The sequence below is a fragment of the Mesorhizobium sp. IMUNJ 23033 genome, from assembly GCF_044778005.1.
GTDB lineage: Bacteria > Pseudomonadota > Alphaproteobacteria > Rhizobiales > Rhizobiaceae > Mesorhizobium > Mesorhizobium amorphae_A.
Map to the genome: position 1 here is coordinate 55,143 of NZ_JBJACT010000034.1, position 13,674 is coordinate 68,816.

General features: G+C 65.5%; 10 protein-coding genes. 3 read left to right on the plus strand and 7 right to left on the minus strand.

What is annotated here, in order from left to right:
• Positions 1-145: 145 nt before the first annotated feature.
• The gene (locus ACFX5Q_RS29040; RefSeq protein ID WP_404283427.1) at positions 146-571 is read left to right on the plus strand and encodes a GNAT family N-acetyltransferase; all 426 of its coding nucleotides are present in this window, start codon (positions 146-148) and stop codon (positions 569-571) included.
• Between the two features lie 284 nt (positions 572-855).
• Here the strand turns inward: ACFX5Q_RS29040 and ACFX5Q_RS29045 are convergent, their stop codons facing one another.
• The 4 genes from ACFX5Q_RS29045 to ACFX5Q_RS29060 are packed head-to-tail and all read right to left on the minus strand — an operon-like array spanning position 856 to position 5,857.
• Positions 856-2,022, minus strand: coding sequence for an NAD(P)/FAD-dependent oxidoreductase (locus ACFX5Q_RS29045; protein WP_404283428.1), 1,167 nt, complete (start codon positions 2,020-2,022; stop codon positions 856-858).
• Between the two features lie 29 nt (positions 2,023-2,051).
• Complete coding sequence (locus ACFX5Q_RS29050; protein ID WP_404283439.1) at positions 2,052-3,569, minus strand: ATP-binding protein; 1,518 nt, start codon at positions 3,567-3,569, stop codon at positions 2,052-2,054.
• A gap of 59 nt (positions 3,570-3,628) precedes the next feature.
• A complete protein-coding gene (locus tag ACFX5Q_RS29055) occupies positions 3,629-4,321 on the minus strand; it encodes a response regulator (RefSeq protein WP_404283429.1) in 693 nt (230 codons plus the stop codon).
• A 3-nt stretch (positions 4,322-4,324) separates the two neighbouring features.
• Entirely contained in the window at positions 4,325-5,857 is a 1,533-nt protein-coding gene (locus tag ACFX5Q_RS29060) for a DUF4173 domain-containing protein (protein WP_404283441.1), read from the minus strand.
• 572 nt (positions 5,858-6,429) lie between these two features.
• Between ACFX5Q_RS29060 and ACFX5Q_RS29065 the strand changes: the two genes are divergently transcribed.
• Complete coding sequence (locus ACFX5Q_RS29065; protein ID WP_404283430.1) at positions 6,430-7,308, plus strand: HpcH/HpaI aldolase/citrate lyase family protein; 879 nt, start codon at positions 6,430-6,432, stop codon at positions 7,306-7,308.
• A gap of 48 nt (positions 7,309-7,356) precedes the next feature.
• A complete protein-coding gene (locus ACFX5Q_RS29070) occupies positions 7,357-7,563 on the plus strand; it encodes a DUF1737 domain-containing protein (RefSeq protein WP_006202732.1) in 207 nt (68 codons plus the stop codon).
• Positions 7,564-7,663: 100 nt separating this feature from the next.
• On the opposite strand, the gene ACFX5Q_RS29075 is transcribed toward ACFX5Q_RS29070, so the two are convergent.
• From ACFX5Q_RS29075 to ACFX5Q_RS29085, 3 genes are read right to left on the minus strand one after another with little or no spacing between them, the layout of a single operon-like run.
• Positions 7,664-11,017 carry an error-prone DNA polymerase gene (locus ACFX5Q_RS29075; RefSeq protein WP_404283432.1) on the minus strand — a complete coding sequence of 1,118 codons (3,354 nt, stop codon included), beginning with the start codon at positions 11,015-11,017 and terminating at the stop codon, positions 7,664-7,666.
• Positions 11,014-12,483: a DUF6504 family protein gene (locus ACFX5Q_RS29080; RefSeq protein WP_404283442.1), complete on the minus strand. Its 1,470-nt coding sequence runs from the start codon at positions 12,481-12,483 to the stop codon at positions 11,014-11,016. The genes ACFX5Q_RS29075 and ACFX5Q_RS29080 overlap by 4 nt, the downstream gene beginning before the upstream one ends.
• The gene (locus tag ACFX5Q_RS29085) at positions 12,425-13,459 is read right to left on the minus strand and encodes an ImuA family protein (RefSeq protein ID WP_404283434.1); all 1,035 of its coding nucleotides are present in this window, start codon (positions 13,457-13,459) and stop codon (positions 12,425-12,427) included. Before ACFX5Q_RS29085 ends, ACFX5Q_RS29080 begins: the two co-directional genes overlap by 59 nt.
• Positions 13,460-13,674: the final 215 nt, after the last annotated feature.

Below are 13,674 nucleotides of genomic sequence, written 5' to 3' on the forward strand. Positions count from 1 at the left end.
TCGTTGCGGGGGATTTGCTGGCGCCCGGTTTACACAAAGCCGCGGGCAAATAAAAGGCAGCTGTTTGCGCCCGCTCTTGGCCGTCGATCACAAGATCGGCACGCAAGGCTTCAAAACCGGCCGCCCGTGGTGCACCTTTGGCGGCATGAAAACAGCTTCAAAGGTCCTCTACGTCAGCGAGCCGACGCTCGACATTGCCGAGTTCCGCCGTGTGCTGGTCGAATCCGGCCTCGGCGAAACGCGCCCCGTCGATGACGAAGCCCGGTTGAAGAAAATGCTTTCGAGCGCAAACCTAGTGCTGACGGCGCGTCTCGATGTCGAGGGCAAGCCGTTGCTTGGCGTTGCCCGCGCCATGACAGACTTTGCCTGGGTCTGCTACATTTCCGAACTCGCCGTCTCCCAATCGGCGCAGGGGTTGGGCATCGGCAAGGGCCTTATGGACGAGGCGCGCCGGCAGCTCGGACCATCCGTCGCCATCAGCCTGATCTCGATGCCCGACGCCGTCGGCTTCTATGAGCGCATTGGCATGAAGCGCATGGCCGACGCCTTCTGGTTCGGCCGCAAGGGCTGACGCTTTCAGCGGACGCAATCGCCCCTCCTGCGGCACGCGGCTCACCATCTGCCATGGCGGCTTCGTCCGGGCGGCGGCTTAGAGCAGCGTCTTCCCTTCTCCCCTTGTGGGGTCCGAAGGACGGGGTGAGACCCGTGGCTCGCCCAAGGGCGGTGGCCTCGCGAAGCGAGGTCGGATGAGGGGTGCTCCAGCTTGGCAATGACGGCGATCCGTCCAACGTTCCTCAACCGTCTCGGCGCTGCGCGCCGATCCACCTTCTCCCACAAGGGGAGAAGGAAGAAGCCTCAAATCACATTCAATTCCCGAAACGCCCGCCCCTCCGCCACCCTTCCATAGCCAAACGCCAAGCAATCCACCGTCCTGTACCGGCCATGCACGATCAGCTCGGCCAGTGCCTTGCCGACAGCCGGCGCCTGCTGCAGGCCGTGGCCCGAAAATCCGTTGGCGAAGAGAAAATTGCCGACTTCCGGATGCGGGCCGATCACCGCGTTCTGGTCGAGCGTGTTGTAATCGTAGTGCCCGGCCCAGGCGCGCGTTGGCTTGATTGCCTCGAAGGCCGGGATACGCGTCGCCAGCACCGGCCAGATCACCTCTTCGAACAAGGGCCAGTTGACCTCGAAATCCTTGGGATCAGGAGCATCATCGCCTTCCTCCGGCTCGGCGCCGCCGGTGAGATAGACCGAGCCTTCGGGTCGCACATAGATGCCGCTCGGGTCGACCAGCAGCGGCATGTCGGCATATTTCTCGCGCGCCTCGAACACGAACACATTGCGCTTGCGTGGCTCGACCGGCAGCACCAGCCCGGCAAAAGCAGCGACCTTGCCGGCATTCGGACCGGCGGCGTTGACGACGATGCCGGCGTCCAGCGTCTCGCCATTGTCGAGGCTGACGCCCGTCACGCGGTTGCCCTGCCGCGCGATGCCGGTGACATTGGCGGTGATGAAATCGATCTTCTTGTCGCGCAGTGCCTTGCGGAACAGCATCAGCAATGCATGCGCGTCGAACCAGCCCTCGCCGGTGCGGCCATAGGCGCCGGCGGTGATGCCTTCGGCCGACAGCCAGGGGAAGCGGCGCGTAAGCTGGTCTGCATCCTCGAGCAGGATGTCGGCGCCCTCGGCGATCTGAGCATCATAGTTTGCTTTGAGGGTCGGCAGGCCGTTTTCGCCGGCCAGAATGAGATAGCCACCCTCGCGGAAACCGATGTCGGCATCAGTGCCGAAAGTCTCCTTCAGCCGCCGGAATAGTTTCAGCGTGAATTGCGACAGGCGGATGTTTTCCGGGATGGAAAATTGCTGGCGGATCGAGGCCATGGACAGCGTCGTCGCCGCATGGGCGAATTGCGGGTCGCGCTCGACCAGCGCGATCGAGCCGGAAAACCCTTCCTCGCGCAGATAGTAGGCAACCGAGGAACCGACGATGGCTCCGCCGATGATGACGATGTCGTAGCGCACTTTTTTCTCCGATCCGCCGCCCGCAACCTTCACGCAACCGGCAAAATGATCTCGAAGCGCGTGCCGCGCCCGGAGTCAACCAGCCGGATCGTGCCATCATGCGCTTTCAGGAGGGCCAGCACGATGCCAAGCCCCATGCCGGTGCCGCCAGACTCGCGGCGCGTGGTGAAGAACGGCTCGAAGATTTTGGTCCGGTTGCTCGGCGAAATGCCGGCGCCGTCATCGCTGACACGGATCGTCGCCTTGCCGTCCGTGCTGGTCGCCGAGAGCGAAACCGCCGTGGCGCCGTGCCGCGCCGAATTGTCGATGAGATTGGCAAGCACGATGGCCGCGTTTTCGCCGGAGATGCTGAGGCCGATGTCGCCGCCCGCTTCGACGCGAACCACCAGCCTGTTTTCGGCCGGCAGCAGCGCAAGGGCTGCACCAATCGAGGTGGTATCGCCGCTGGGTGCAAGGTTTTCGGCGCGCGCCAGGTCGAGCAGGCGGCGCACCAGCAGATTGAGCCGCCCGGCATCGGTGACGATGTTGTTGGAAAACCGCCGCCGCTCGGCCTCGTCCATCGCCGAACCGGAATCGCGCAAAAGCTCCGCTGCGCCCTGGATCGCCGTCAGCGGCGATTTCAGCTCATGCGAGACATGGGTGGCAAAGGTCTGGATGCTGTCGGAGCGCGCCTGCAGCTTCTCGGCCATGTCTAGGAAGGCCGTGGAAAGCGCGGCCATTTCGCGCGTACCGTGGTGGTCGAGCGGCCGCATCGCGGTGCGGTCGCCGGCGGCAATGCGCTTTGTCCGCTCGATCAGCCCGTAGATCGGCCGGCTGACGGTGCGCAGGAAGACCAGCCCGATCAGCAGCGTGCCGCCGAGAATGGCGATGGCCGCCAACGTCACCTTGCCGCGCTCGCCATAGAGATGCTTGACGATGTTGTTCGGCGTTCGCGACAGATAGACCACGCCCGCGACCTTGCCGTCGACGGCGACCGGCATGGCGACGAAGACGCGCACCTTGGTGCCGCGGCTGACCGAATAGAGCGGTGGCGCCGGCTCCTCGGGGATCCGCAGCCTGAGCGCGCTGGCGTAGCGGCCGGCGAGCGCCTCACGCACCTCCCCGACCCCGCCAAGCGACAGCCCGACCTCTTCGCGCCCGGCAATGACCACACCCCCGGGGTCGAGCAGCCGGAAGCCGGCCAGCGTCGTTTTCTGCGTTTGCGTAAGGATGCCTGACAGGCGCGCGCCGATTGCCGCGAAGGCCGGATCAGCATTGGCGGCGATGGCAGCGGGCCGGGTTGGAAGAACAGTGTCCGAAGCGAGGTCGAGGGTCGGCTCAATTGGTCGGTATGATGTATCGGCTTCGTCGCTCCGGCTCTCAGCGTCGTTTCCCGACGGCGGCATCGGCACTCCGAGTTTCTCAAAAGGAATGCCGGCCTCGCGCACGTCCTGCGCATAGATGGCGGCAAGCACGGCGCCTTGCGCGATGAGCTCCGCCTCGGTCTGGCGGATCAGCTGGTTCTCATAGAGCCGGAAGAAGAACAGGCCGACCAGCGGCAGCGCCATCACCACGACCAAAATGGCAATGACGACCGTGGCTAGGCGCGGCCGCCATTTGTCGGAGGTCACGCGCCGCACCGGCCGAGCCGGAAGCCGACGCCATGCACGGTCTCGATTGCGTCGGCGCAGCCGGCCGCCGCCAGCTTGGCGCGGATGTTGCGGATATGACTGTCGACGGTGCGGCCGGCGACATGGATGTTGGCGGCATAGGCGCTGGCCATCACCGCCTCGCGGGCAAGCACATGCGAGGGCCGGGCAAGAAACCCTCTGAGGATCGCGAACTCGATACCCGTCAGCGCCAATGCCTTGCCGTCGAAGCTGGCGCTATGGCTGGCCGGCACCAGCACCAGCCTGCCATGCGAGAATTGCCGCTCGTCGCTCTCGGCCGGCGCGGAACGGGCGCGGCGCAGGATGACGTTGACCCGCGCCACCAGCTCACGCGGGCTGAACGGCTTGGTGACATAATCGTCGCCGCCCATCTCCAGCCCGAGGATGCGGTCGATCTCTTCATCCCGCGCCGACAGGAACAGCACCGGCACGTCGGAATGTTGCCTGAGCCGCCGGCAGACCTCCAGCCCGTCCATCTCCGGCATGCCGATGTCGAGCACGACGAGATCGGGTGCGCGCCGTTCGATCGCCTGCAGGGCGGCGGCGCCGTCGGATACCGAAACCGTCTTCATCCCCGCCTTTTCCAGCGCGAAGCAGATGATCTCGCGGATGTGCGGATCGTCGTCGGCGACGAGGATGTTATGCGGCATCGATCAGCGGCTCGGCACGTAGGGTTCAGAAACGGCGGGATTTGCGAGAACGCCGTTCCTGTCGAGATAGCGCAGAAGCCGCCAGTCGCGAAAGCTCCAGGCGCGCCAGTTTCTCTGTATGGTGCGATAGTGGGCCTCGGTCATCGCGTCGACGCCGTCGCGGCGGTCGGCGAGGAACACCTTCTGTTGATGGTCGAAAAAGCGATCGAGGGCCGGCAGGGCGCTGGGGCCAAGCGAGCGCACATACCAGAGATCGAGGCTGGTGCCGGGGCCGTTCATTTCGTAGGAATGGTCGACATTGTAGTTGGCAATCAGCGCGGCGAAGTTGATGTACGAGCAGGCATAAAGCGTCGCCGATAACGTCAGAAGATTGGCGGACAGCAGCCACTCGCTGGATTTTCCGAGTGCGATACGGGCGATGATCAGCGCCAGGCCCGCAGCCACCAGCCCCATCCAGACAAAGGCGGCGATGCGCAGATAGGTCAGCGCGTAGATGCCGACATAGAGGTCGAGCCGCAGGATCGAAGAAATGACCAGCACGATGTTCTGCGCCACCCAGGCATAGACCAGACCACGGATCAGCGGATCCCCGGACGTTTCGCTGCCCGGCCGCAGCGCCGCCAGCACGAAGCCCGCGGCAAGCAGCGCGGTCACGATCAAGGGATAGGCGCCGCGATGCGCATAGGCGGCGTAGGTCAGCCCGTCGGGGAGGGCGACGCCGCCCCAGAGATAGGTGGCGTCGAGCGCGGTCTGCATCGCAAACAGGATGTTGAACACGATCAGCGCGCGCAGGATCGCGGCCTTGCCGAAGACGATGTCCTCGATCGTGGTGACGGCCTTTGTCGGCGGCGTCGCAACGGGAGGCACGGTCAGCGCCAAACGCGGCAGGCGACGAAGAATGCGCGGCAGGCGGGGGCGCAGAAAGGCCCAGACACCGGCAAGCACCAGCAGCCAGAAGACCAGCCGTGCCAGCTGGATAAGATCGAGCAGCGCGAACAGGTCGATCAGCGTGAACCAGTATTCGATGACTGGGTTGGCTGCGCCGAACAGGGCCAGGAACACCGCGCCGAGCGCCAGCGGCATCACCCAGACGGCGATGGCCGCCAGCCGGATGCGGCGCCGGCCAAGTCGCCGCGCCGCCTTGCGCCAGCGGAAGAAGTCGCGAATGAGCCGGAACGGCGCGGCGAGCAGGAAGACCGAGAGCTGGCTGGCGATGCGGGCAAGGCTGGAACGCAGCCGTCCGGCAAGCGAAAGCGCGAACACCGCCAGGGCCACAAGAGCGATCGAGACGGACAAGGGGCTGACGTTCTCGACCAGCGGCAGCAGCGCGACGAGCAGGGCGGCGGGCTTGAGCCAGAGCCTGGCGTCGCTGAAGGCCGAAGGATGCACGGCCACGATCGCACCGGCGATCAGGATGGCGAACAGCAAGAAATTGATGCCTGTGGGCTGGCCGTAGAACAGGAAATCCGCCAGCGCGACCAGCAGCACGGCGATGCCGAAGCGGCTGCAGTAACTTGGAGCGAAGAATGCCGTCATGAGCGGATGGTCCTCGCTTGTGTCGCGCGGCCGGCATAGCGCGGCGGCGATCTCGGGACGAAGGGCAGCAGGCACGCCGTCGGGCGAACCTTTGGCGGATCGACGAGCCACCAGCCTTCGCTGCGCAGCCGGTAAGGCAGGGACCAACGGAGTTTTGTTCGCTCTTGCATGCCGCCTGTCTCGCAGGCCGGCAGGGAAGAGACGCGGCGGATTGGAGGAGGTTTTCCGCAATTGCGTGCAGTTTTCGTGCAGGGTCAGGCAATTGCTTCGGTTTGATGCTGCCCCTCGCTCTTCCCGGAATGTTTGCGCTGCCCCTCACCTGCCTGCCGGCATCCTCTCCCCGTATAGTGACGGGGAGAGGGACGCTGTCATCCGCGGTTTCGCCAATCACCGGCGTCGCAGAAATCGGGCCGGCGCCTGGGCAAGCCCCCTTCTCCCCGTCTAGACGGGGAGAAGTGCCCGGCAGGGCGATGAGGGGCGGCGCCGACTTCGACGATTGGTCCCGTCTCCCAGCTCGTCAGCCATTGCCCTGAGTGCTTGCCTCAGCCTTCCGCAGACGGCATAGATCGAGGATGAATGAAACCTACCGCCCGCGCCGCTCGGTGCTTTACATCCCCGGCTCGAACGACAAGGCGCTGGCCAAGATCGCTTCGCTTGCCTGCGACGCCATCATCATCGACCTCGAAGACGCCGTGGCGCCCGCCGACAAGCTTGCGGCACGGGAAAAGCTGGCGGGCATCCTTGCCAGTCGCCCGAACCGGCGCTGCGAGATGATCGTGCGGGTCAATGCGCTGTCCAGCGAATGGGGCCTCGACGATGTGCTGGCGGCGGCGAAGGTCGAGGCCGACGGCATCCTCTTGCCCAAGGTCGTCAGGCCGCGCGACATCCTCGAGGCCGGCGACGTGCTTGACGACAATTTCGCCCCGGATACGGTCAAGATCTGGGCGATGATCGAGACGCCGAAGGCCTTGCTCAACATCGGCGCGATAGCCGAACTGGGCCGTGACCCGGCCTCGCGGCTCGCTTGTTTCGTTGCCGGAACGAATGATCTGATCAAGGAAACCGGCATCCTGGCCACGCCGGACCGGCGCTATCTCATGCCCTGGCTGATGCAGATGGTGCTGGCCGCGCGCGCCGGTGGTCTCGATATTCTCGACGGCGTCACCAATGATTTTCGCGATTTGGATGCCCTGGCGCGCGAATGCGCGGAAGCCGCCGCCATGGGGTTCGACGGCAAGTCGCTCATCCACCCGGCCCAGATCGAAGCCGCCAACCGTGCCTTTGCGCCGTCACCCGAAGCCGTGGCCGCGGCCCGCGCGGTAAAAGAGGCCTTCGCGCTTGCCGAAAATGCCGGCAAGGGGGTGATCGCGCTGAACGGCAAAATGGTCGAGCGGCTGCATCTGGCGCAGGCCGAAGAACTGCTGGCGAAGGCGGCGGCCATCGGCGCATGATGCCCGCGTAGAGCGCGGGCCATAGGTACTCACGACAGGAACTGAAACATGAAACTCTACCGCTTTCTGTCCGCTCCGGACGACAACACCTTCTGCCACAAGGTGACGGCGGCGTTGAACAAGGGCTGGCACCTGTTCGGCTCGCCGACCTATGCCTACGACAAGAAGACCAAGACCATGCGTTGCGGCCAGGCGGTGGTGAAGGACGTCGATGGCCAGGAATACGGGCCCGACACCAAGCTCAGCGACTGGTAGTCGCTGAGGCGCTCAACATTCGTCATCCTAGGGCGCAGCAGTCGCGAAGCGACGTCGCGGAGGCCCAGGATGACGACGGGATAAGGCGCGCCGCCACGCTCTACTGAAAATTCCGCCCCTTGGGCATGACGCTTTCCGCCTTGCCCGACAAGGTTGCGATGTCCTGTCCGGCCGGCATGTTGCGCGTAGCGGGCGGGCTGGAGCGATCCGGATGCACCGGTCTCGCCGGGTCACTCTTCGGATCGGAGCCTGGTTGGCCAGCAGCCTCCTCCAGCAACGCCGACAGCCAGGGCGTCAGATCCTCGACCTTCTCCGCGACGATATGGATGACACCTGATTCCGACTGCAGCTTGCCGGTGACGCGGATGAAGCGTGCGCCCATGACGATGGGCCGGAAGCGGGTGAAGGTCCTTTCCCAGAAGATGATGTTGGCGACCGAATGCTCGTCCTCCAGCGTCAGGAAAATGGCGTTGCCCTTGCCGGGGCGCTGACGCACCAGGACGAGGCCGGCGACGGACACCCGCCTGCCATCCCGGACGGACGGGAGGCGCGCATTCGGCGTGACGCCGGCGCGGTCCAGCCGCTGGCGCAGGAAGGCCACCGGATGCGCCTTAAGCGACAGGCCGAGCGAGCGGTAATCATGGATGACATGCTCGCCGAGCGGCATTGTCGGCAGCCTCGTCTCGGGCTCGAGGTCGCGCAGGCGGATATCCTTCTGGTCGAACAGCGGCAGTTTTTCGGCCGCACTCTTGCCGTCGAGCGCCCGCACTGCCCACAGTGCCGCGCGGCGGTCGAGGCCGATCGAGCGGAAAGCGTCGGCCTGTGCCAGTTTCTCGATCTCGTCGACATCGAGGCCGGAGCGCAGCCAGACATCCCTGACGGTTTCGTAGCCGGAGCCGCGCCGGTCGACGAACTGCTTCATGCGATCCTCCGACAGGCCCTTGATCTGGCGGAAGCCGAGCCGCACGGCATGGTGGGTGCGGATGACGCCGCGCATCTCGACATGGCGCGCGAGGATGCGGGCGGGATCGAAGGCCGCTTCCTCCAAGGCGCAGTCCCAGCCGGACCAGTTGATATCGACGTCGCGAACCTCGACGCCATGGTCGCTTGCGTCGCGGACGAGCTGGGCCGGCTGGTAAAAACCCATTGGCTGGGAATTCAGGATCGCGGCGCAGAACACGTCGGGATAGAAGGTCTTGAACCAGCAGGAGGCGTAGACCAGCAGCGCGAAGGATGCGGCATGGCTTTCGGGAAAGCCATATTCGCCAAAGCCCTCGATCTGCTTGAAACAGCGCTCGGCGAAATCCTTCTGGTAGCCCCTGCCGGCCATGCCGTCGATCATGCGCTGGCGATAATTACCGATCGTGCCAGTGCGCTTGAAGGTGGCCATGGCGCGGCGCAATTCGTCGGCTTCGCCCGGCCGGAAGCCGCCGGCGACGATGGCGATCTTCATCGCCTGCTCCTGGAACAGCGGCACGCCCAGCGTCTTGCCGAGGATCTTCTCCAGTTCCGGCTTCGGATACTCGGGCTTTTCCTTGCCCTGCCGGCGACGCAGATAGGGATGAACCATGTCGCCCTGGATCGGGCCGGGCCGCACGATCGCCACTTCGATGACGAGGTCATAAAAACTCTTCGGCCGAAGGCGCGGCAGCATCGACATCTGGGCGCGCGATTCGATCTGGAAGACGCCGAGCGTGTCGGCGCGGCAGATCATGTCGTAGACGTCCTTGTGCTCGGGCGGGAGAGTGGCCAGCACATAGGGTTGGCCATACCGGTCCCGCGCGTCCGGATAGTGATCAGTGAGCAGGGTGAAGGCGCGCTTCAGGCAGGTCAGCATGCCGAGCGCCAGCACGTCGACCTTGAGGATCTTCACCGCATCAAGGTCGTCCTTGTCCCATTCGACCATCTTGCGCTCCTCCATCGCCGTCTTGACGATGGGCACGATCTCATCGAGCCGGTCCCTGGTGATAACGAAGCCGCCGACATGCTGGGAGAGATGGCGGGGAAAGCCCATGATCTCGTTGGCATGCTCGATCACCTGCCTGGCCAACGGATCGCTGCGGTCGATGCCGCCGGCGCTCGCCTCCTTCTCGCCGAGCTCCGAGGTCGACCAGCCCCAGATCGAGCTGGACAGGGCACTGCGGACATCCTCGGACAGGCCCATGGCCTTGGCGACCTCGCGCAGCGCCGAGCGGCCGCGATAGCTGATGACGGCGGCGGCCAAAGCGGTGCGCTTGGCGCTGTATTTCTCGTAGATATAGGCGATGACTTCGTCACGCCTTTCATGCTCGAAATCGACGTCGATGTCGGGCGGCTCGTTTCTTTCTTCGGAGATGAAACGTTCGAACAGCGTGTCGATGCGGTCCGGCCCGACTTCGGTGATGCCGATGCAGAAGCAGACGATGGAATTGGCGGCGGAGCCGCGACCCTGGCAGAGGATATGCTGGTTGCGGGCGAATTTGACGATGTCGTGGACGGTCAAGAAGTAGCGCGCGTAATTCAGCCGCTCGATCAGGGCGAGCTCTTCCTCGATGCGCTGCGTCACGGAAGCAGGGACGCCCGCCGGGTAGCGCGTGGCGGCCCCCTCCCTGGCCAATCGTTCGAGCTCGGCCTGCGGCCCAAGACCCGATTCCGTCGGCTCGTCGGGATAGTTGTATTGGAGGTCACTCAGCGAGAAGCTCAGCTCCCCGGCAAAGCGCAGCGTTTCCGCCAGCGCCTGCGGATGCCTGCGAAAGAGCCGGGCCATCTCCAGCGGCGGCTTCAGATGGCGCTCGGCATTGGCCGTCAATTCCAGCCCGACTTCGGCGACGGGTGTATTGAGGCGGATCGCCGTCAGCACGTCCTGCAGCGAGCGGCGTTCGGCGCTATGGTAGAGAACATCGTTGGTCGCCATCAGTGGCACGCCGGTCATGTCAGCCATCGCCGCAGCCTGCTCGATGCGGAAGCGGTCATTGCCACGATAATCCGGCGCAACGGCCAACCGAAATGCCTTGCCGAACCTATCCTTGAGCCGGCTAATCAAGGCAAGGCCGTCTTCGGCACCGGCCTGCAGGTCGGGCAGGATCGCCAGCGACATGAGGTCGCCCCATTCGAGAAGATCGCTTAGGCTGAGCAGCGTCGCGCCCTTCTCGTTTTCGTCGCGCAGATTGGCCTGCGTCAGCATGCGGCACAGATGCCCCCAGCCCTTGCGGTCCTGCGGATAGGCGAGGATGTCCGGCGTGCCGTCGCCAAAGACCAGGCGACAGCCGGGATGATAGGCAAGGCCTTCGACCTTGGCCTGCTGCCAGGCACGCACGACGCCGGCTACCGTGTTGCGGTCGGCCAGCCCGATCGCGGAGAAGCCGAGGTACTTTGCCGCCACCACCAGTTCCTCCGGCTTCGAGGCGCCGCGCAGGAAGGAGAAATTCGACTGGATGCCGAACTCGGCATAGGGGATGGCGGCCAGCGCATTCATGCGAAAACCCCGTGCATGAACCAGCGCGGCGGCACCTCGGAAGCGCCGTAGAGGCCCTGGCGGTAGAGCCAGTAGCGGCGGCCGTCGCTGTCCTCGATGCGGAAATAATCGCGGGTCGGCGCCTCTTCCTCGCCGGGCTGCCGGCGCCACCATTCCGGCGCGATGCGCTCCGGCCCTTCGGCGCGCGCGACGCGATAGAGCGCGCGCCGCCAGCGAAAATTCATCGGCGGTCCCTCCGGCATTTCGGTGGCCGGCACCTCGATCGGCTCGGGCGAACGGAACAGCCGGATCGGCCGCTCCGGCGGGAAGACGGTCGCCGGCGGGGTGTTACGCTGTCTCGGCGGTGCGCGCCTTTGCGGCGCTTCCGAAAAGGGGACGGTGGTGACGGCGCGCTCCGGCAGATGGCTCTCGACGACGACCGGCCTCAGCACCGCGGCTTCGCCAAGGCGGGCGCGGATGCGGTCGGCGAACAGCGCGATGTCGGCGTCGCTATCCTGCGCCTCGCCGGCAAGGTCGGCCTGCTGCATGTCGAAGGCGGCGGCCGACAGCACCGAGAGGCGCACCAGGTCGAAGCCGTAACCGGCATCGATGTCCTGCTCCAGCGCGGCAAGCCTTTCGTGGAACAGTTTTTGGATCAGCACGGGCTCGCGCAGGGGACGCGAGGTGCCGACAGCAATGCGGCTGACGGCGCCGTCGACGCGGAACAGCAGCAGCGCCAGCATCCTGGCGCCCTCGCCACGGCGTTCGAGATCGCTCTTCAGCGCCCGCGCCAAGAGGCCCACCAGCCGTTCTATATCGGCGGTCAGCATGACGGGTTCGGAGAGGTGGCGTTCGACCGACAGCGGCGCCACCGGCAGGCGCGGCGACACCGCCTCGTCGAGGCGGCCAAGCGCCTGGTCGAGGCGCAACAGCAGCGTGGCGCCGAAGCGGCGGGCAAGCGGCGCGCGCGGGGCCGCCATCACCGCGCCCGCCGTGCGCAGGCCGACGCTTTCCAGGCTGGCGCGGATCTCGGGTTCGATGCGAAGTGCTGCCAGCGGCAGGGGTGCGAGAAGCTCTTCCTCCTCGCCGCCAGCAACGATGCGGTCGCCGCAAAAGCGCGCCGCCGCCCAGGCGGCACCGGGCGTCGCGGCCAGCCCGGCGCGGACGTCAAAACCCTGATGGAAAAAGCGCGTGAGAATCTCGTCCAGCATCGTGCGTTCGCCGCCGAACAGATGGGTGCAGCCGGTGACGTCGAGAAACAGGCCGTCGGCGCCGTCGATCGCCACCAGCGGCGTGTAGCGGTCGCACCAGTCGGCGAGGCCTTCGAGCAGGCGGCGGTCGGCCTCCGGATCGGCTTCGACGATGTCGATCGAGGGATGCATGGCGCGCGCATCGGCGATGCCCATGCCGCGCTTCAGGCGCAGCGCCTCAGCCCGCTCGTCGAGGGCTGATATGCGCTGGGCGTTGCGGTCGCGATGGCTGATCACCAGCGGCAAATGATCCGACGGCCGGGAACGCCAGGACCGCCCCAGACGCTGGCGCAGGATGCGTTCGGCGGCCAGATGCGGGAACCACAGCGACAGGATTCGTTGCCCGTTCTCTTTCCTCAAAAGCGTGTTCATCGGGGTTCCACTCCAGTGTGAATTGTCCGGGCAGAGCGGTGCGGCTCTTGCCGATGCTGACGGCGAAGGCGGGGCGGCCGATCGAGCCGGCAAGCGGACCGGCGATGGTGTCGCGGCTGGCCGAGGGTGCGGCCGACACGATGAGGCGCACGGGTGCGGCGGTGGGTTCTGCCTCGCCGGCCTGGCGCAGCAGGAAGACCGGCCGGCCGGCGTTTTGCGCCCGCGCGTGCAGACGCCTTGTCGCGGTGAGATCGAGCCGCTGCGGGCTGCCGCGGATTTCGAGGATGACGGCGGCCAGCGCCGTCATCCGGGCGGCCTCCTCGGCGATCCACAGCGCATCGACGAGTTTTGGCGCCTCGGAGAACAGAAGCTGTTCCGGTTCGATGCCGAACAGGCCATGCAGCCCCCTGGCATAGGGAAAGCCGGCCTCGCGAAAAATCTCCGATGTGCCGATCCAAAGAACCGGCAAATGCGGCTCTTGCCAGAGGATCAGGCTGGTGAGCGACAGGGCAAAGCCGGCGACAGCCCCGGCGTCGCGGGTTTCCAGCCCATGAATTTCGCTCAGTGCCGCCTTCGGCAGGCCGCCGCTGAGCGCTGTATCGAGACGCTCGACACGGGTACGCAGGAACGCATCCGGCAAAGCTGCGGCAACGCCGCGTCGGAGAATTGTGAGTGCGGGCGTGCGTTCGGGCGCGATACCGGCGCTGACATCGGTGTCAGCGCATGCGCCAGGCTGCGCGCCGGCCGGCGCCGCCAGGCGTTCGGGCAGCGTTCCCTCGATCTTTGCGATCTGGCGGCGCAGGGAAAAAACGGTCTCCCGCGCCACGGCGGTCATCGCCATGACGGTCAACTTTCAGCAGCATTGTTCCTGTTATGTTCCTATAGATTCCAGAGGGCGCTAAAAGAGTCAAGCAGAGTCATGGGGAATTTATTCCTAATTATATACTTGACGTACCAGACGCAATTTGCGATAACAAACCCAAGGAGTTACCGCAATGTTCGATCTGACCGCCGAGATTTACCACGACGCCGACAAGGCCCGCGAACATTTGGAAG

Bases quoted from the DNA above. Each gene is read 5' to 3' on its own strand.
- ACFX5Q_RS29040 (WP_404283427.1), top strand. From the start codon at position 146: ATGAAAACAGCTTCAAAGGTCCTCTACGTCAGCGAGCCGACGCTCGAC.
- ACFX5Q_RS29050 (WP_404283439.1), bottom strand. From the start codon at position 3,569: ATGGCGCTGCCGCTGGTCGGCCTGTTCTTCTTCCGGCTCTATGAGAAC.
- ACFX5Q_RS29055 (WP_404283429.1), bottom strand. From the start codon at position 4,321: ATGCCGCATAACATCCTCGTCGCCGACGACGATCCGCACATCCGCGAG.
- ACFX5Q_RS29060 (WP_404283441.1), bottom strand. From the start codon at position 5,857: ATGACGGCATTCTTCGCTCCAAGTTACTGCAGCCGCTTCGGCATCGCC.
- ACFX5Q_RS29065 (WP_404283430.1), top strand. From the start codon at position 6,430: ATGAATGAAACCTACCGCCCGCGCCGCTCGGTGCTTTACATCCCCGGC.
- ACFX5Q_RS29070 (WP_006202732.1), top strand. From the start codon at position 7,357: ATGAAACTCTACCGCTTTCTGTCCGCTCCGGACGACAACACCTTCTGC.
- ACFX5Q_RS29075 (WP_404283432.1), bottom strand. From the start codon at position 11,017: ATGAATGCGCTGGCCGCCATCCCCTATGCCGAGTTCGGCATCCAGTCG.
- ACFX5Q_RS29085 (WP_404283434.1), bottom strand. From the start codon at position 13,459: ATGGCGATGACCGCCGTGGCGCGGGAGACCGTTTTTTCCCTGCGCCGC.